The 18466-nt window shown below is 45.3% G+C and carries 17 protein-coding genes and 1 pseudogene; 17 read left to right on the top strand and 1 reads right to left on the bottom strand.

The window, feature by feature from the left end; genetic code table 11:
* From ylqF to AB4Z17_RS23410, 5 genes are all read left to right on the top strand, one after another.
* On the top strand, positions 1 to 633 hold a 633-nt coding region (ylqF, locus tag AB4Z17_RS23430), incomplete at its 5' end, for a ribosome biogenesis GTPase YlqF (RefSeq protein WP_441962375.1).
* 21 nt (positions 634 to 654) lie between these two features.
* Entirely contained in the window at positions 655 to 1269 is a 615-nt protein-coding gene (locus AB4Z17_RS23425) for a ribonuclease HII (RefSeq protein WP_441962373.1), read from the top strand.
* A gap of 249 nt (positions 1270 to 1518) precedes the next feature.
* Positions 1519 to 3345 carry a hypothetical protein gene (locus tag AB4Z17_RS23420; RefSeq protein WP_441962371.1) on the top strand — a complete coding sequence of 609 codons (1827 nt, stop codon included), beginning with the start codon at positions 1519 to 1521 and terminating at the stop codon, positions 3343 to 3345.
* Complete coding sequence (locus AB4Z17_RS23415; RefSeq protein ID WP_441962369.1) at positions 3342 to 3650, top strand: EscU/YscU/HrcU family type III secretion system export apparatus switch protein; 309 nt, start codon at positions 3342 to 3344, stop codon at positions 3648 to 3650. The genes AB4Z17_RS23420 and AB4Z17_RS23415 overlap by 4 nt, the downstream gene beginning before the upstream one ends.
* Complete coding sequence (locus AB4Z17_RS23410) at positions 3643 to 4047, top strand: YraN family protein (protein WP_441962367.1); 405 nt, start codon at positions 3643 to 3645, stop codon at positions 4045 to 4047. The genes AB4Z17_RS23415 and AB4Z17_RS23410 overlap by 8 nt, the downstream gene beginning before the upstream one ends.
* A gap of 58 nt (positions 4048 to 4105) precedes the next feature.
* On the opposite strand, the gene AB4Z17_RS23405 is transcribed toward AB4Z17_RS23410, so the two are convergent.
* Positions 4106 to 5731, bottom strand: a complete 1626-nt coding sequence (locus AB4Z17_RS23405; RefSeq protein ID WP_441962365.1) for a YifB family Mg chelatase-like AAA ATPase — start codon at positions 5729 to 5731, stop codon at positions 4106 to 4108.
* A 293-nt stretch (positions 5732 to 6024) separates the two neighbouring features.
* Here AB4Z17_RS23405 and sucC point away from each other — a divergent pair, with 293 nt between their 5' ends.
* The 12 genes and pseudogenes from sucC to AB4Z17_RS23345 all read left to right on the top strand — a co-directional run.
* On the top strand, positions 6025 to 7185 hold the full coding sequence (sucC, locus tag AB4Z17_RS23400; protein WP_441962363.1) for an ADP-forming succinate--CoA ligase subunit beta: 1161 nt from the start codon (positions 6025 to 6027) through the stop codon (positions 7183 to 7185).
* A gap of 59 nt (positions 7186 to 7244) precedes the next feature.
* Positions 7245 to 8177, top strand: a complete 933-nt coding sequence (gene sucD / locus AB4Z17_RS23395; RefSeq protein WP_053375706.1) for a succinate--CoA ligase subunit alpha — start codon at positions 7245 to 7247, stop codon at positions 8175 to 8177.
* A gap of 177 nt (positions 8178 to 8354) precedes the next feature.
* Positions 8355 to 9488 carry a DNA-processing protein DprA gene (gene dprA, locus AB4Z17_RS23390; RefSeq protein WP_441911304.1) on the top strand — a complete coding sequence of 378 codons (1134 nt, stop codon included), beginning with the start codon at positions 8355 to 8357 and terminating at the stop codon, positions 9486 to 9488.
* Positions 9489 to 9516: 28 nt separating this feature from the next.
* On the top strand, positions 9517 to 11625 hold the full coding sequence (topA, locus tag AB4Z17_RS23385) for a type I DNA topoisomerase (protein WP_441962361.1): 2109 nt from the start codon (positions 9517 to 9519) through the stop codon (positions 11623 to 11625).
* 910 nt (positions 11626 to 12535) lie between these two features.
* Positions 12536 to 13855 (top strand): FADH(2)-oxidizing methylenetetrahydrofolate--tRNA-(uracil(54)-C(5))-methyltransferase TrmFO, encoded by a 1320-nt coding sequence (gene trmFO, locus AB4Z17_RS23380; protein ID WP_076269141.1) that lies wholly within the window; start codon positions 12536 to 12538, stop codon positions 13853 to 13855.
* Positions 13856 to 13912: 57 nt separating this feature from the next.
* Positions 13913 to 14458 carry an ATP-dependent protease subunit HslV gene (gene hslV, locus AB4Z17_RS23375; protein WP_441962359.1) on the top strand — a complete coding sequence of 182 codons (546 nt, stop codon included), beginning with the start codon at positions 13913 to 13915 and terminating at the stop codon, positions 14456 to 14458.
* 78 nt (positions 14459 to 14536) lie between these two features.
* The gene (gene hslU, locus AB4Z17_RS23370) at positions 14537 to 15937 is read left to right on the top strand and encodes an ATP-dependent protease ATPase subunit HslU (RefSeq protein WP_441881297.1); all 1401 of its coding nucleotides are present in this window, start codon (positions 14537 to 14539) and stop codon (positions 15935 to 15937) included.
* A 27-nt stretch (positions 15938 to 15964) separates the two neighbouring features.
* Complete coding sequence (gene codY / locus AB4Z17_RS23365) at positions 15965 to 16735, top strand: GTP-sensing pleiotropic transcriptional regulator CodY (protein ID WP_441962357.1); 771 nt, start codon at positions 15965 to 15967, stop codon at positions 16733 to 16735.
* A 216-nt stretch (positions 16736 to 16951) separates the two neighbouring features.
* Positions 16952 to 17365: a flagellar basal body rod protein FlgB gene (flgB, locus tag AB4Z17_RS23360; protein ID WP_076269145.1), complete on the top strand. Its 414-nt coding sequence runs from the start codon at positions 16952 to 16954 to the stop codon at positions 17363 to 17365.
* 2 nt (positions 17366 to 17367) lie between these two features.
* A complete protein-coding gene (gene flgC / locus AB4Z17_RS23355) occupies positions 17368 to 17817 on the top strand; it encodes a flagellar basal body rod protein FlgC (RefSeq protein WP_441881295.1) in 450 nt (149 codons plus the stop codon).
* 36 nt (positions 17818 to 17853) lie between these two features.
* Positions 17854 to 18162 carry a flagellar hook-basal body complex protein FliE gene (fliE, locus tag AB4Z17_RS23350; RefSeq protein WP_305953893.1) on the top strand — a complete coding sequence of 103 codons (309 nt, stop codon included), beginning with the start codon at positions 17854 to 17856 and terminating at the stop codon, positions 18160 to 18162.
* A 42-nt stretch (positions 18163 to 18204) separates the two neighbouring features.
* Positions 18205 to 18466: pseudogene (locus AB4Z17_RS23345) on the top strand (flagellar basal-body MS-ring/collar protein FliF); the annotation flags it as partial.

Raw genomic sequence — 18466 nt, 5'->3', positions numbered from 1 at the left:
GGCCATGAATCGATCGCAATTGATTCCTCAACAGGCACGAAGGTAAATGAGGTTCCGCTCAAAGCAAAGCAAATTTTGCATGAGAAAATTGCACGTCAAATTGCAAAAGGCATAAATCCGCGTGCAATTCGCGGACTTATTGTAGGTATACCGAATGTCGGGAAATCCACGTTGATCAACAAGCTCGCTGGACGCGCTATTGCTTTAACCGGCGACCGTCCTGGCGTTACGAAGGGGCAACAATGGATTAAGATTGGAACTGAAATGGAACTGCTCGATACACCGGGCATATTGTGGCCAAAGTTTGAAGACGAGCTCGTCGGATACAGGCTTGCTATGACAGGTGCTATTAGAGAGCAAATTTTGAATGTTGACGATATCGCGTTTTTTGCGATGCGTGAGCTGGTAGATCGTTACTGGCCTAACATGAAAGAGCGGTATGAGCTTGAAACGCCACCAAAGGACGCTACGGATTCAGATGAAATCGTGCGCGTGATGGAAGATATCGGACGTCGGAGAGGCTGCCTTGTTAGCGGTGGACACGTCGATTTGGAGAAAACATCCGGAATCATTTTGCGTGATTTGCGCTCAGGCAAGCTAGGAAGAATTACGCTCGAAGCGCCACCTTATTGATGTGAAACGGGGGAACGTAACGTGCTGCAATATGAACAGTCGTTATGGGAAGAAGGATTTAAAGCGATTGCTGGTGTAGATGAGGTTGGCCGAGGCTGCTTGTTCGGAGACGTCGTGGCAGCTGCCGTTATTTTACCGCCAGGGCTAGTGATTGAAGGGGTTAACGACTCCAAGAAGCTTTCCGAGAAAAAGCGTGACCAGTTGTATGATATCATTTTGCAGGAATGTGTTGCGTGGTCGGCTGCTCGTGTTGATGCTGAAACGGTTGATCGAATCAATATTAAGCAGGCAGCTAGGCTTGCAATGAAAATTGCAGTGGAATCGTTACAGGTTCCTTCTGACTATTTGCTTGTTGATGCGGAGAAGGTCGATGTTAGTCTGCCGCAGCTCTCGATCATTAAAGGGGATGCTACAAGCCAATCGATCGCTGCAGCCTCTATCGTTGCCAAGGTTACGCGCGATAGGCTTTGTGTGACCGAATGGGAGCAGGATTATCCTGCTTATGGCATTGCTATACACAAGGGATATGCGACGAAGCTGCATCGGGAGCGATTGCTGGCGAATGGGCCAAGTCCGCTGCATCGCAGATCGTTTCTCGGCAATTTATTTACAGAAGAGCAGCTGCTTCTCTTCTAGCTGCATCTCGCAGCATATATTATATGACGCTCGATCGATTGTGCGAGGCAAAAGATGCCTAGTGTAATTATCGGGCGTTATTTTGTTTTTGTGCTGTTTTTTGGGGTGAACGGCTACAAGCTTTGCTCATTTTGACCGATATAAGGCTTATAGGTTTAATGAAGTCGTACATGCTTATGTAAAGAGCTCGCTTAAGTGCAAAGAGCAAACGCATAGAATGGCGCTGGAGCAACGGAGGCGAATGAACAAATGAATATAAGTCAAATGATGCGAAGCTTCTTAGGAGAGGCTTCTAGTGCGGATACACGAGCTGTGGAGCTTAAAGTTGGACAAGTGGTAAGAGGCGTCATCCTGCAGGTGATGGAAAATAACGAAGCGCTCGTACAAATTAACGGTGTACAAGTGCGTGCGAAGCTAGAGCTGCCGCTTCAAGTGGGACAATCAGCAATGCTCCAAGTGCAGCCTCAATCAAGCGGTGCGCTTGTAATGCTTAAACAGGTTGAACCTGGTCAAGTGGGATTGCCTGATGATACGTTCAAGGAATGGGCTAAACAGCTGGCGTTGCCAGAGCAGAAATGGGCAGCGCAGATCGTAAAGGATTTGCGGAAGGAAGGCGTTATTCTGAACCGCGACGTTGCGCAAGCCTTTCAACAGGCTGCATCCGCGATGCCGGCTGGTGGAGATGCGGAGCAATGGATGCAGTCCGCTGCTGCAACCTTTAAACGAGGATTGCCTATGACTGGTGCTACTGTAGGTGCGATGCAGCAGGTTATGTTCGGGCGCAGCACGCATGAGCTGCTTGAGACGTTGCAGAAGCAAATTACTTCATTCACGAGCGTTTCGGATGAAGGGACCGCTGAAACAAAAGCCGCAACTCAAGCAGCTGCACGTGTGCAAGCGCTTCTGACGGAAGGGCTCGAGCTGCTTCGTGGAGTGACGGCTGAGTCTGGTGCAGCAAGATCAGGAGAAGCCGTTACAAAGGACATTCCGACTGCAAAGCAATTAAACGCGCAAATCGTCAAAACGGACTTGCCGCAGGCAACAGCAGCACCTGCCGCTATGTCTGAGGACGAAGCTCCGGATCAACAAGCTAATCCTCAAGCGGCTAGAGCATTAGCCAGTCAGTCAAGTCAGCCCAACTGGCTGGGTCAGATGATGAAATGGATGGGCGTCGATCATGAGCTTCAGCTTGCCAAAGTTTTTACAGCGGATACTCAATTGAGCCAGCAAGAACCGGCTTCTCAGCCAGCAACAACGGAAACTGCTGCAAAGCCGGCGACTGTAGCGTCTGCTTCAGCACCACCGCTGCAGACTCCTATCGTCGAGGCTAACAGCAAAGAAGCTGCTCCAACCGTAATGCTGGCAAAAGCAGCAGAGTTTGAAACCGCTGATTCTCAGCAAGCAAGGCTGCCGGATCAAAAGCATATGGTTGAACGAGCAGCCTTAGCGGTTCTTTCGACCGTTGCAGACAGCATTCCAATGACAGATTCTTCTCCGCCTGCTCAGCAGGAATCATTGAAAAGTGCCTTGCTAGCTCTTGTTTCATCGGATCATACACCTCCTGCTCTCAAAGAGACAGCGCAGCAGCTTGTACAGCAAATAACAGGCCAGCAGCTTATGCTTACTCCTGAGCGGAACAGCTCGGTTCTCACACATGTGACGATGTTTATTCCAATCAATAACGCAGACGGCAAACAAACCGCTTCAGTTCACATTCAGACAAGAAGAGGACGAAAAGGAGAGCTTGACGCTTCGAATTGCAGATTGCTCTTTAATTTGTCGATGAATACGCTGGGCGATACGATGGTTGACGTAAATGTGATGGACAAAATTGTAAGTTTAAACTTGTGGAATGATCATCCTGCAATCTCATCGCTTGCAGAAGGATCTCGAAATGAAATTGCTGCCAGCCTGCAGCAAGCAGGCTATCAGCTGCTTTCACTTCGAACAACGCCGCTTCCCAAAGCGGGGGAATCAAAGGTGGAAGCAGCATCAGCAGCAGTTAAGAACCAGCAAATGACGGATATGAGCGCCTTTGCAGCCAATCGTTACAAAGGAGTCGATTATCGTATATGAGCAGCGATCATAGTGAAAATCAGCCACAAACGAAAGTCAGGAAAGCAGTCGCTTTAAAATACGAGCCAGGCGAACGCACTGCTCCGGTTATGGTCGCTAAAGGGAAAGGGCATTTGGCGGATCTCATCCTTGAGAAAGCGAAGGAATATGGCATTCCTGTTCAAGAGGATTCCTCATTAGTAGAAGTGCTCTCTAAGCTTGATATCGATCAAGAAATTCCGGCTGAGCTGTATACGCTCGTCGCAGAAATTTTAAGCTTTGTTTATCGTTCCGACCGAAAAGCGAGGGAAATGATAGATGGGTGATGATGAGGGAAGAGCGAATAGGACGCGGAAACTAGATAATAGGAAAGCTACGGGTCAACTTGGCGAGGAAGCAGCTTGTTTGTATTTAATAGAAGCGAATTATAATATTCTCACGCGGAATTGGCGATGTAGAATAGGAGAAATTGATATTATTGCTGGACATTCTGATAGATTTGTATTTGTAGAGGTGCGTGCGAGAAAAGAAGGCGGCAAATACGGCACAGCCGCGGAGTCGGTGGATTATCGCAAGCAGCAGAAGGTTAGGGACGCGGCTCAAGTTTATTTACGCAGTGTTGGGCGCTCAGATGCATCCGTTCGCTTTGATGTTATTGCGATAACGTTGAGCCGTGCAGATGAGATCGTCACTTCTTTAAAGCATTTTGAGGCAGCGTTCTAAAATGGTAACAAATTGGACTTTCTCTGACAGGAGCTAACCTACAGAGAAAGTTTTTTTATTATGAAAGCGGCTTATCAAGCCCGCGATATTGAATAGCTTCCGCGATATGCATCGTATCGACTGCGTCGCTTGCTTCAAGATCGGCTATGGTGCGTGCCAGCTTCAGCATTCTATCGTATGCCCRCATACTGATTCCAAGCGCTTCAAAAGCACTTTCCAGCAGGCTTGCGGCTTCTGGCTTTATATTTACAGACCTTCGAAGGGCAGCGCCGTTTAATGATCCAATAGGATTGTGACTGATGCCTGCTGTGCGATCTTGTTTAAAGGCATATGCACCCAGCACTAGCTGCTTCATTTGGGCAGTATTAAGTGATGGGCCAGTTGAAGCATGCTCTAGAGAAATGGGTCTTGGCACTTCTAGCTGTAAATCTATTCGATCAAGCAATGGCCCTGATATTTTAGATCGATAGCGGCTAATGAGTGTAGCGCTGCAAGTGCAGCGTTTATCGCCATACTCATGCCCATAATAGCCGCATGGACATGGATTAAAGGAGGCAGCCAGCATAATGCTGGCTGGAAACTGGAACACGGCTTTGGAGCGGGAAATGGTTACTATACGATCCTCCAGCGGCTGACGTAAAACCTCAAGTACCTGTCTCGGAAATTCTGGCAATTCATCAAGAAACAACACGCCGCGATGAGCGAGTGTAACTTCTYCCGGCTTCGGAATAGAGCCGCCGCCGATCAGTCCGCCAGACGATATGGTATGATGCGGAGCGCGAAATGGTGGATGTGTAATAAGGCCATGGGAGCTATCCAGCAGCTTGCCAGCCACACTATAAATTTTTGTAACCTCCAGCGCTTCTTGTTCAGTCAATAAGGGCAATATCCCCGGCAGACGTCGAATCATCATCGTTTTACCCGTGCCTGGAGGTCCGCTGAGCAAAATATTGTGTTTGCCAGCCGCGGCTATAAGCATAGCTCGCTTGGCTTGATGCTGTCCGATAACATCTCCATAATCACCAATTTCATCTTGCTTATCTATATATGCTTTGTTTTCACTTTGATTAAAGCTGGAATCGTTTCTATGATCGACACGAATATCGTTCCAGTCGGATTGTTTCTTTTTGATTAAATCAAGCTCTTTCAGGTGGCTTAGCGCAAACAAATCCATATCAGAAATCCAGATGGCTTCCTTGACGTTCGCTACAGGCAGCAACACACGCTTAAAGCCAAGTCGTTTCGCTTGTTCAATCATGGCAAGTACGCCGGCTACCGGACGGACATTCCCGTTAAGTGAGAGCTCTCCAAGAAGAAGCGTATTCTCAAAAGGGGCAACGCTAATTTGTCCGCTTGCAGTTAAGATGCCCGCCGCAATGGCTAAATCAAAGGATGTGCCTTCCTTGCGCAAGTCGGCAGGAGCTAGATTAACCGTAATTCTGTCCATAGGAAAAGTAAAACCACTATTTTTTAGAGCGGCTCGAACACGTTCAACAGATTCGCGAACAGCAGGATCAGGCAGACCCACTACGTTGATTTGGGGCAAGCCGCTGGAAATATCAACCTCAACCGAAATGCTTTTACCATCTACTCCATAAACGCTTGCGCTCTGAATTAAACTAAACACGACAAAAAGCACCCCCATATGTGTGAATGAAGGTGCTTCCTTACGATTCCGTTCCATCGTTATGAATTTGCCAATATCATAATTTAGTTATCTTCGCATTGTCAATATTTAAAATGTTTCGGGTATGATTTTTAGGATTGGGTCATACTAAATGGCGTGGTATTTTCCCTTATAAAACGAGCATTCCAGCTGGTTTTATTGCTTTAATCTCATTTTGAGATGAAACCCATATCAAAAAAGCCGTATTAATTATGCGTGAAAGTAAGGTAACTGGCGGGGAAAGGTGCTACAATAATAGAGGTTTGTGTACATATGACTGATTTCAGTCTGTGAAATGGAGGATTTCAACAATGAATATCCATGAATATCAAGGGAAAGCGGTCCTTAAACAGTATGGTGTCGTCGTACCTGAAGGTAAAGTAGCCTTCACTGTAGACGAAGCTGTTGAAGCGGCTAAATCGCTCGGAACAAAGGTTGTTGTCGTGAAAGCACAAATTCACGCTGGCGGCCGTGGTAAAGCGGGCGGAGTTAAAGTAGCAAAAAATCTTGATGAAGTGCGCGCTTATGCTAGTGAGATTCTAGGTAAAGTGCTTGTTACGCATCAAACAGGTCCAGAAGGCAAGGAAGTCAAACGTCTTCTGATCGAAGAAGGCTGCGACATTAAGAAAGAATATTATATCGGCGTAGTATTAGACCGTGGTACAGGTCGTGTCGTTATGATGGCTTCGGAAGAGGGCGGCACTGAGATTGAAGAAGTTGCTGAACACTCCCCGGAGAAAATCATTAAGGAGATCGTTGATCCTGCTGTTGGCTTGCAAGCGTTCCAAGCTCGCAAACTAGCTTATGCAATCAACATTCCTAATGAGCTTGTTAACAAAGCAGTTAAGTTCATGATTTCTCTTTACACCGCTTTTGTTGAGAAAGATGCATCCATTGCAGAAATCAATCCGCTTGTTGTAACTGGCGACGGACAAGTTATTGCTCTTGATGCTAAATTGAACTTCGACTCAAACGCTCTTTATCGTCACAAAGATATCGTTGAGCTTCGCGATTTGGAAGAAGAAGACGCAAAAGAAATTGAAGCGTCCAAATACGACCTTAGCTACATCGCTCTTGACGGCAACATCGGTTGCTTGGTCAACGGTGCAGGCCTAGCGATGGCAACAATGGATATTATCAAATATTACGGCGGCGACCCTGCCAACTTCCTAGACGTAGGGGGCGGTGCTACAGCTGAGAAGGTAACAGAAGCGTTCAAAATCATTTTGTCTGATGAAAAAGTTAAAGGTATTTTCGTTAACATTTTCGGCGGCATTATGCGTTGTGACGTAATTGCAAATGGCGTTGTCGAAGCAGCGAAGCAAGTCGGTCTTAACCGTCCGCTCGTTGTTCGTCTAGAAGGTACTAACGTAGACCTCGGCAAAACTATTTTGAAAGAATCGGGATTGAACATCGTGGCTGCGGATTCCATGGCGGACGGCGCGCAGAAGATTGTCGCTCTCGTGAAATAAGATAACTTGCTGTGTGGCATAGGCCGCATACGAATTCATTCAGGGGATGTGAGTTAAGAGTGAGCATTTTGGTTAATAAAGATACAAAAGTCATTACCCAAGGTATTACAGGAGCAACTGGCTTGTTCCATACCAAAGGCGGATTGGAATACGGTACGCAAATGGTCGGCGGCGTAACACCTGGTAAGGGTGGCACAAACGTTGATATTACACTTGATAACGGCACGCTCGTATCATTGCCTGTTTTCAACACGGTTGCTCAAGCAAAAGCTGCTACAGGCGCTAATGCTTCAGTTATCTATGTACCACCTGCATTTGCTGCAGATGCAATCATGGAAGCGGTTGACGCTGAGCTTGATCTTGTTATCTGTATTACAGAAGGCATTCCCGTGCTGGATATGGTAAAAGTTAAACGTTACATGGACGGCAGCAAAACCGTTCTTATCGGACCTAACTGCCCAGGCGTAATTACGCCGGATGAATGCAAAATCGGCATTATGCCTGGTTACATTCATACAGCTGGACATGTTGGCGTAATTTCTCGCTCAGGAACATTGACTTATGAAGCGGTTCATCAATTGACGACTCGTGGAATTGGACAATCTTCTGCAGTAGGAATCGGCGGCGACCCGGTTAAGGGCTCTGAGTTTATCGATATCTTGAATCTTTTCAATGAAGATCCAGATACCTACGCGGTTATCATGATTGGTGAAATCGGTGGTACAGCAGAGGAAGAAGCTGCTGAATGGATTAAAGCAAACATGAAAAAACCAGTTGTCGGCTTCATTGGCGGGGCAACAGCGCCTCCGGGCAAACGGATGGGACATGCTGGCGCAATCATTTCCGGTGGTAAAGGAACAGCTGCTGAAAAAATCGCAACGCTTGAAGCTTGCGGCATTAAAGTAGCTCCAACACCATCTGAGATGGGTTCAACGCTTGTGAGTGTTCTTGAAGAGCAAGGCCTTCTTGAAAAATGTATCACACGCAAATAATTATATAGTTTGATCTAAGGTAAGCAACCTTTCAACGACCCGATAACGGGAGTTGGAAGGTTGCTTTTTTTTTTGCGGATTGCCATTATTTTATCGGCTGACTTGCATTCTTATGCTATCTACCGCACAATAGATAAGTATGTAGGCCAGCCCGAGTAGAGAAGGGGCTTGGTACTGATGACTAAAAAACAAGATATTCGTAGACAAATGGTTATTGCCTTTCACGAAATTCCTGGCATCGGATGGCATGCAATTCAGAAGGCTGTTCACCATGAATTTTGGAATAAACGATCATGGAGCATAGAAGATTTACTTGCTATAGGCCTGCATCGTGGTCAAGCGAAAGCAGCGGCTGAACGTTATGCAGAGCGTCCATGGATTTTGACAGAAGATCCGTCAGAAGCAGTTGCTGCAGTAAATGCAATCGCATTAACGCCTTATGATACTGAATATCCGAAAATTTTAAGAGAGATTGCACAGCCGCCTTGGGTCTTGTATGCTAGAGGACGTCTTGAGCTGCTGCAGCGCCCTGCAATTGCTGTAGTAGGTACAAGAGTGCCGACCGCTTATGGCAGGCAATCAGCGACTATGCTTGCACAGGAGCTTTCCTCTGCAGGCTTGACGGTGGTTAGCGGCCTAGCCAAAGGTGTCGATAGCAAAGCCCATGAAGCAGCGTTATATGGAGCGGGAGGAACGATTGCTGTTCTGCCTACGCCTATTGATAAGTGTTATCCAACTGAGAATCTATCATTGTTTCACAAAATTGCCGAGCATGGCTTGCTCGTCTCAGAAACGCCAATCGGTACTCCGCTGCATCCTGGACAGTTTCCACAGCGCAATCGCATTATTGCGGCTTTATCTGTAGGAACGGTTATTGTGGAAGGCGCAACGAAGAGCGGCTCTCTGATTACTGCACAGCATGCAATGGACATGTCTCGGGAGTTGTTTGCTATACCCGGTCCAAACTCATCGCCTAAGAGTGAGGGGCCAAATGCGCTCATCAAACGCGGAGAAGCAAAGCTTATTAGCTGCGTTGAAGACATTATCGATGAGCTGAATTGGCTGCCGGAAGCACTTAAAGCTTACAAGGAAGCAGATGCAGCGAACAAGTCCGAACAGGAATTAAATAAGCCGGAGCTCACGCCTGAGGAGAGTAAATTGATTGCTTTTTTGCGAGATCAGCCCTTATCTATTAATGAGTTGCACGAGCTCTCCGGCTTCCCGTTTGGACATTTGAACGCACTTCTGCTAAATTTATGTATAAAACGCAAAATTGAATTGCAGCCCGGATCAATATATATTGCTTTATAGCTTGCAATGGAGAGARGAGGCGCCTTACATGGCAGATTCTTTAGTTATCGTCGAATCACCCGCGAAAGCCAAAACGATTGGTAAATATCTTGGCAGTAAATATATCGTTAAAGCTTCTATGGGACATATTCGCGATTTGCCCAAAAGCCAGATCGGCGTCGAGGTTGAAAATGATTTTAACCCTAAATACATAACCATCCGCGGCAAAGGCAGCATCCTCAAGGAATTGAAGGATGCCAGCAAAAAAGTGAAACATGTCTTTCTAGCAGCCGATCCGGATCGCGAAGGTGAAGCGATTGCTTGGCATTTGGCGCATTACTTGGAGCTGGATGAGACCGATACTTGCCGCGTTGTATTTAATGAAATTACGAAACAGGCCGTGAAGGATGCATTTAAGACACCGCGCAAAATTAATATGGATTTAGTTAACGCGCAGCAGGCGAGACGGATTTTGGACCGATTGGTTGGTTACAAGATTAGTCCGCTCCTATGGAAAAAAGTAAAGAAGGGCTTGTCTGCCGGGAGGGTTCAATCGGTTGCTGTAAAGCTCATCATCGATCGTGAGAACGAAATCGATGCATTCATCCCTGAGGAATACTGGTCCATCACTGCGAAGCTGACTCATGCAGGAATTCCTTTTGATGCGAAATATCATTCCATTCTTGGAGAAAAACGTGAGTTGGGCAAGGAAGCTGACGTTGAGGAAGTTCTCCAAGCGATGAAGGGCAGCAAGCTCACAGTCTCTGACGTGAGAGAGAAGGAGCGTCTGCGCAATCCAGCGCCTCCATTTATAACGAGCTCCCTTCAACAGGAAGCGGCAAGGAAACTTGGCTTCCGGGCTTCTAAGACGATGTCAGTAGCACAGCAGCTGTATGAAGGCGTTGAGCTGGGTAAAGAAGGTACAGTCGGTTTAATTACTTATATGAGAACCGATTCTACGCGCATCTCGCCTATCGCTCAAGAAGAAGCGAAAGAATTCATTTCTGAAAAGTATGGAGAAGCTTTTGTGCCTGAACAACCACGCATTTACACAAAGAAAAACAGCAACGCTCAAGACGCGCATGAAGCGATTCGGCCAACGTCCATATTAAGAGATCCCGAATCAATGAAACCGTTCTTGAGTCGTGATCAGCTGCGACTGTATAAGCTCGTATGGGAACGTTTTGTATCGAGCCAGATGCAGTCGGCAGTGCTCGACACGATGACCGTGGATTTGCAGGCAGGCGATACAACGTTTAGAGCTACTGGTTCTAAAGTGAAATTTGCCGGCTTTATGAAGGTATATGTGGAAGGCAACGATGACGGCACGGTTGAAGAGCATAAGTTTTTGCCGCCGCTAGCCGCTGGAGATGTCATTCAATCAGAATCGATAGATCCAAAACAGCATTTTACGCAGCCGCCGCCACGATTTTCGGAGGCACGACTAGTAAAGACGCTTGAGGAGCTCGGTATAGGTCGTCCAAGTACGTATGCGCCGACACTGGAAACGATTCAGAAGCGCGGATACATTGCAATGGAAGAGAAAAAATTTATGCCAACTGAGCTTGGAGATCTTGTCATTCAGCTCATGGAAGAGTTTTTTCCTGAAATTTTGGATGCGGAGTTTACAGCGAACATGGAAGGCAACCTCGACCATGTGGAAGAAGGCACAGAGGATTGGGTAAAGGTGCTCGCTACATTTTACGAATCCTTTGAGAAAAGATTAGAAGTCGCCGAAGATGAAATGAAGGAAATTGAAATTCAAGACGAAGTGTCTGATGAGCTTTGTGAGAAGTGCGGACGCCACCTAGTCTATAAGATGGGTCGATTTGGCAAGTTTCTTGCGTGCTCGGGCTTCCCGGATTGCCGCAATACGAAACCGATCGTCAAGGATATCGGTGTGAYATGCCCAAAATGCGCAGAAGGCAAAATCATTGAGCGTCGGAGCAAAAAAGGACGTATATTTTATGGCTGTGATCAGTATCCCGGCTGTGATTATGTGTCATGGGATAAACCGACGAACAAACCTTGCCCGCAATGTGGCGAGTCCAAGCTTGTTGAAAAGCGCAATCGCAGCGGAGCAAAGCTGCTTTGCCCAACATGTGATTATTCCGAAGAGGTATTGGATGAAGACGAGCAAGGTACCGATACGGATTAATTAAGCATGAGCTAGCAATAGTAGCCATACTACAGAATCGAATGACAACCGCCTTACCCGTCCTCCCTTTACAAAGGGGGGACACCGTTGTTAAACGGGCTATTAAGCTGCTGTAATCGATTTATAATGGTTTCAATCATTCTGATGTTTCAAATGGCTTAAATCGCTCAAATCGCACCAAAGCTTCTAGTGTCTTTCACTCATGTGGTACAAAAGTTTGCGCAAACCGGAAGCCTGTCACGAAGTGATGAAAGATGTCTTTGTTTGCGCAAGCTGAACCCATATCACGAACTGATGGAAGAGATCTTCGTTTGTGTAAGTTGAACTCATATCACGAACTGATGGATGAGAACTATGTTTGCGCAAGCTGGAAGCGTGTCACGAAGTGACGGAAGCGATCTTACGGCAATGTGATGGATAATCGACTGATTAACACAGAGGTTAGTTCAATTGCAGGTGTCCAGAGGACGCAGTCCTTGGGGCCCTCCCTTGGAAGGGAGGGTTTGGGTGGGTTCGATAAGCTTGGGGGGGGGGTAAGTTTTAAAAGTGTTTTAAGTTTTAAAAGGGTTTGATGTTTTAAAAGGATTTGAAGATTTGAAAATCTTTGAAGTTTGAAAAGGAATTGAATGTTTTTAAATTCTTTTAAAAGTGTTATAAAATTATTGTAAAAATGTTTTGAAGTTTAAAAAATGTTTTTAAATTTTTGAGAAATAAGAAGGATTTTAAAAGGTCTTTCTACCTCAAAAAAGCTTCTTAAGTTAAACGTTGAAAAACTTCACAACTTTCAAAATGTTTGAAATTATTGGAAGGTTTGAAATTATTAATTTACAAAAAAAAAAACCTTTGAAGGCAAGGTAGTAGCGCCAAAGGTCAACCTACGTGAACTATATCTGAAAGGATTGAATATATTTTGTCACAACCACAAAAAGTAACCGTCATCGGAGCAGGACTAGCAGGCAGCGAGGCAGCATGGCAAATTGCATCACAAGGAGTACCTGTCGTTTTGTATGAAATGCGTCCAGTCACAAAAACACCTGCTCATCATACGAATCAATTTGCAGAGCTTGTATGCAGCAATAGCTTGCGTTCTAATGGTCTTGCAAATGCTGTAGGAGTATTAAAGGAAGAGATGCGCCGACTAGACTCGCTTATTTTGAGCTGTGCTGATCAGCACGCAGTACCTGCGGGAGGAGCGCTGGCGGTTGACCGCGACGGTTTCTCTGGTGAAGTTACTCGCAGGCTGCATGAGCATCCACTTGTTGAAGTACGGAATGAAGAGGTAACAGAAATTCCGAAGGATGGAATTGTTGTTATTGCTACAGGCCCACTGACAGCACCGGGCTTGTCTTCACAAATTCAAGAGCTGCTGGGCGAAGAGTATTTTTATTTCTATGATGCTGCAGCGCCAATTGTTGAAAAGGATTCGATCGATATGAGCAAGGTTTATTTAGCTTCCCGTTACGATAAAGGAGAGGCTGCTTATTTGAACTGTCCAATGACAGAAGAAGAATTTGAAATTTTCCACGAAGCGCTGACAACAGCTGAGAAAGCAGAAGTAAAGGATTTTGAGAAGGAAGTCTACTTTGAAGGCTGTATGCCGATCGAGATTATGGCAAGCAGAGGCAAACAAACCGTATTGTTTGGACCTATGAAGCCAGTTGGACTTGTAAATCCGCACACGGGTGAGCTGCCGCATGCTGTAATTCAGCTTCGTCAGGATAATGCTGCAGGAACATTATACAACCTAGTTGGATTCCAGACTCATCTCAAGTGGGGAGAGCAAAAACGCGTCTTCTCATTAATACCGGGTCTGGAAAATGCTGAGTTTGTTCGTTTCGGCGTTATGCATCGCAATACGTTTATCAATTCACCTCGTTTGCTTAAGCCTACCTATCAGCTTAACAACCGCGAGACCTTATTTTTTGCAGGCCAGATGACCGGTGTTGAAGGTTATGTGGAATCTGCTGCTTCCGGCTTGATTGCTGGAATCAACGCTGCAAGATTAGCTCGAGATCTTGAACCACTCGTATTGCCGGAGCAAACTACGCTTGGCAGTATGGCTCATTATATTACAACAGCCGATTTCAAGCATTTCCAACCGATGAATGCTAATTTCGGTTTATTTCCACCGCTTGAGAAGAAGATCCGCAGCAAAAAAGAAAAGAACGAAATGATTGCGAATCGCGCTTTGGAAGGTATTGAGCAATTTAAAAAGGAACATTTGCAATAATCTTGCGTAATGAAGGCATGGCAATTTAATTATTTGGAACCTTGAGGAGGCAAAGCAATGGAAATGCAATTTCACGCTACAACGATTTGCGCAGTTCGTCATGAGGGAAAAGGTGCAATTGCCGGGGATGGTCAGGTCACTTTTGGGAATAGCATGGTCATGAAAAACTCTGCTAAAAAAGTAAGAAGGCTTTATCGCGGTCAAGTCGTCGCAGGTTTTGCAGGATCAGTTGCAGATGCCATTACTTTGTTCGAGAAGTTTGAGGCAAAGCTGGAGGAGCATCACGGCAACTTGCAGCGCTCAGCTGTTGAGCTTGCCAAGGAATGGCGTTCAGACCGTGTCCTTCGTAGATTGGAAGCGATGATGCTCGTTATGGACAAAACCGGCTTGCTGCTTATTTCAGGCAACGGTGAGATCATTGAGCCAGATGACGGCATTCTAGCAATCGRCTCAGGCGGCAGCTTCGCATTATCGGCAGCAAGAGCGCTTCAGCGTCATGCACCTCAAATGGAAGCAAAGGATAWCGCACGTTCATCGCTAGAAATAGCGGCAGAAATTTGTGTATTCACGAATCATAATATTATTGTTGAAGAGATCGTATAAATCGAGTAGCAGGATTTTGGATAGAAGGCCAAACTTCGGAAAGTCTTAGCGAAGAATAGAAATCGGAGGGATTTTATAATGGGAAATGATGCACTGACGCCTCGTCAGATCGTAGCGGAGCTTGATAAGTATATTGTTGGGCAAAAACCAGCGAAACGTTCTGTAGCCATTGCGCTTCGCAATCGTTACCGGAGAAGTTTGCTCGATGAAACGCTGCGCGATGAAATCGTTCCGAAAAATATTTTGATGATCGGACCTACCGGAGTAGGTAAAACGGAAATCGCACGCCGCTTGGCAAAGCTGGTTAAGGCACCATTTGTGAAACTAGAAGCGACGAAATTTACTGAGGTCGGATATGTAGGCCGTGATGTTGAATCAATGGTCCGCGATCTAGTGGAAACAGCTATACGTATGGTGAAAACAGAAAAAACGGAAAAAGTAAAAGACAGAGCAGAAAAGCTAGCTAATGATCGCATCGTTTCTTTGCTTGCTCCGTCAACGGCTAAGGCCAAATCGCAAAAAAATCCATTTGAAATGTTGTTTGGCAATCAACAGCAATCAGAAGAGCAAAAGGAAGAGCCGGAAGTGGAAAATGCGCTCTTTCAAAAACGTTCGCAAATTAAAGAGCAGCTCGCGGCTGGCAAGCTGGAAAACGAAATCATTGAAATTGAGGTAGAGGACTCCTCACCTAATATGATGGATATGCTTTCAGGCCAGGGCCCAGAGGGCATGGGCATGAATATGCAGGAGCTGTTCGGTCAATTAATGCCGAAGAAGCCGAAGAAGCGCAAGCTGCCTGTAAAGGAAGCTCGCAAGGTGTTGACGCAGGAGGAAGCTAACAAAATAATCGATATGGATGATGTCATTACCGAATCGATTACAAGAGCTGAGCAATCCGGCATTATTTTCATAGATGAAATTGACAAAATTGCGAGCCCATCACGTGGATCTGGCCCAGATGTATCTAGGGAAGGTGTTCAACGTGATATTTTGCCTATCGTTGAAGGCTCTACTGTCATGACAAAATATGGTCCCGTTAAAACGGATTATGTGTTGTTTATCGCTGCTGGCGCGTTTCATGTTGCCAAACCTTCGGATTTGATACCAGAGCTTCAAGGTCGTTTCCCGATCCGGGTAGAGCTGACTAGTCTTAGCTTGGACGATTTTGTAAGTATTTTGAAAGAACCAAAAAATGCTTTAACGAAGCAGTATTCAGCTCTACTAGAAACGGAAGGCATTCAGATCGAATTTACGGATGAGGCGATTCGCGAGCTTGCGTCCATTGCCGCAGACGTTAACCGCAATACTGAAAATATTGGCGCGCGTCGCTTGCATACGATTTTGGAGAAGCTGCTGGAGGATCTATCTTTTGAAGCGCCTGAGCTGTCGCTCGAAAAAATGACGATTACGCCGGAATACGTTCGAGAAAAACTCGGAAGCATTGCGCAAAATCGCGATTTGAGTCAATATATACTGTAGTTGTTATGAGTTTTGGGAGGCATTAGAATGACTTTACTAACAAAGACTAGAACGCTGAACCGGTTGTTGCAACGCGCAGCTGGCAAAGCGCTGAGTTTCAGGGAAATGGCAGAAGTACTTTGTACAACGATCCAAACCAATGTATTTGTCRTCAGCCGGAGAGGAAAAATACTTGGCTGCTCCGCAGTAGATGCGTTTGATCACGATTTCATGCGAACGTTATCAGCTGATGAGCTTCGTTTCCCGCAAGAGAGCAACGTTCGGTTTCTTGATATGCAGGAATCGATGACGAATGTCAAGCCTGATTCGGGAATTTACGAAACTTTTCCGCGGTTAGGCGATCAAGAAATTATGACGGTTGTACCTATTATTGGCGGAGGAGATCGTCTAGGTACGTTGGTCCTGACCCGTTTGTCTGGTACTTTCGATGACGATGACCTTATTTTAGCTGAATATGGTTCAACGATTGTTGGCATGGAGATTTTACGGGAGCGCGCGGATGAGATTGAGCAAGAGGTTCGCAGTCGTGCAGTCGTTGCCGTTGCGGTCGGTTCGTTGTCATTTAGCGAATTAGAAGCGGTCGAGCATATTTTCGAGGAGCTTGATGGCAAGGAAGGTTTGCTTGTCGCATCGAAGATTGCTGACCGGGTAGGCATAACTCGTTCAGTTATTGTAAATGCGCTTAGGAAGCTGGAGAGTGCTGGTGTCATAGAAACAAGGTCATTAGGCATGAAAGGCACATACATTAAAATATTAAATCACCAATTATTGCAAGAATTAGATAAGATGAAGCGATAATTATAGGACGTTTAGACCATTTTTGCCCTATCTGATTTTAAAGATAGGGCTTTTTTCTTATTGTAATAATTTAGGAAATTGTTGAATATTATCATGTCGGCAAAAATCGACACATGTATCTCATTTTTTTAATATTTACTGTCGAACAAAGAAGGAATGAGCAGTAATCTGTTGAATACGTTAAGAAGATCCCCTATGTGAAAGTGGTGAAACTACGTGAATTTGTTGAATGGCGCAGCATTTGGAAGAATGGAAGGTGCGCTTCAAGCAGCTGAAATGCGGCAGCGCGTCATTTCTAACAATGTGGCAAACGGTGATACGCCGCATTTCAAACGGTCAGAGGTTTTGTTTGAGGAATTATTAGAGCAATCCATGGGAAATACGCAAGGGCAATTGATCGGCAAACGAACGAATCAAAAGCATATTGCTATTGGAGCAAGTTCTTCTAATGTACCTATACCCAAACTTATTACCGATGAAACAACTTCGATGAACAACAATGAAAATAATGTTGATGTCGATCGTGAGATGTCTTTGCTAGCTAAAAACCAATTAAGCTACAACTTTTATGTCCAACAGATTAATCATGAGGTAAGAATGATGCGCACAGCGATTGAAGGGAGAGCTTAACGATGAAATTGTCCACAGGGTTTGATATCAGCGCTTCGGCTCTATCAGCACAAAGACTGCGGATGGATGTAATTTCTTCTAATATAGCGAATGCTGAAACGACGAGAGGCAGTTTTGTAAATGGACAATTCCAGCCGTACAAGCGAAAGATGGTTGTCATTGAACCTTTGCAGCAGTCCTTCTCAAATGTGCTTTCTCAGCAAATGAATGAAAACTCCGCTGCTCAAGGAGTTAAAGTAACGAGAATTAAAGAAGATCAATCGCCAAACAAGCTCATTTATAATCCAACGCATCCTGATGCTGATGCAAACGGCTATGTAAATATGCCGAATGTGGATGTAACGAAGGAAATGGTAGATATGATTGCAGCTACAAGATCTTACGAAGCAAACGTAACCGCGCTAAACGCTACCAAATCAATGTTTATTAAGGCACTAGAAATAGGAAAGTAATTGATTAACAATTCCATATGAAGTATTGGGGGAGTAATGATGATACAAGCGATGTCGCTTAGCCCGGTTCAGCCAACCAAACTCATTGAAACTAAATCGGTTCAAGAAGCGACTCCGGCACAATTGACGCAATCATTTGGTCAATATCTAGAAACGGCAATTAATAATGTAAGTGATCAGGAAAAGAACGTTCATAAGCTTAACGACAAATACTTAATAGGTCAGGTTGACGTTTCAAAGGTTTTAATTGCTTCTGAGCAGGCGCAACTAAGTTTGCAGCTTACCTCACAAGTCCGCAACAAAATGGTCGAGGCATATCAAGAAATGATGCGGATGCAAATTTAACCATCATGAAGACCTAGCATAGTATTTGGGTGAGGTGAAAATGTGAACGAGAGAATCGCCCAGTTTCGAGGTAGGCTTACACAATTATGGAGCCAGACGGGCAGAAAACAAAAAATTTGGTTGGGGGCATCTATTAGTGGACTATTGTTAGCAATTATTTTGTTAACGATTGTATTTACGAGAACGGAATACGAAATTGCTTTTCAAGGTTTGGATACAACAGACGCAGCTGCTATTATGACTTACTTAGACGGAAGCGGAATACCTTACCAGCTCAGCAACAATGGGAAAAGCATTTCAGTAC

This window comes from Paenibacillus sp. TAF43_2, assembly GCF_052113545.1.
Classification (GTDB): Bacteria; Bacillota; Bacilli; order Paenibacillales; family Paenibacillaceae; genus Pristimantibacillus.
The sequence above is the reverse complement of the archived record's forward strand: the minus strand, read 5'-3'. Positions and strand labels throughout refer to the sequence as shown.

Bases quoted from the DNA above. Each gene is read 5' to 3' on its own strand.
- AB4Z17_RS23420 (WP_441962371.1), top strand. From the start codon at position 1,519: ATGAATATAAGTCAAATGATGCGAAGCTTCTTAGGAGAGGCTTCTAGT.
- AB4Z17_RS23415 (WP_441962369.1), top strand. From the start codon at position 3,342: ATGAGCAGCGATCATAGTGAAAATCAGCCACAAACGAAAGTCAGGAAA.
- AB4Z17_RS23410 (WP_441962367.1), top strand. From the start codon at position 3,643: ATGGGTGATGATGAGGGAAGAGCGAATAGGACGCGGAAACTAGATAAT.
- sucC (WP_441962363.1), top strand. From the start codon at position 6,025: ATGAATATCCATGAATATCAAGGGAAAGCGGTCCTTAAACAGTATGGT.
- dprA (WP_441911304.1), top strand. From the start codon at position 8,355: ATGACTAAAAAACAAGATATTCGTAGACAAATGGTTATTGCCTTTCAC.
- hslU (WP_441881297.1), top strand. From the start codon at position 14,537: ATGGGAAATGATGCACTGACGCCTCGTCAGATCGTAGCGGAGCTTGAT.
- flgC (WP_441881295.1), top strand. From the start codon at position 17,368: ATGAAATTGTCCACAGGGTTTGATATCAGCGCTTCGGCTCTATCAGCA.
- fliE (WP_305953893.1), top strand. From the start codon at position 17,854: ATGATGATACAAGCGATGTCGCTTAGCCCGGTTCAGCCAACCAAACTC.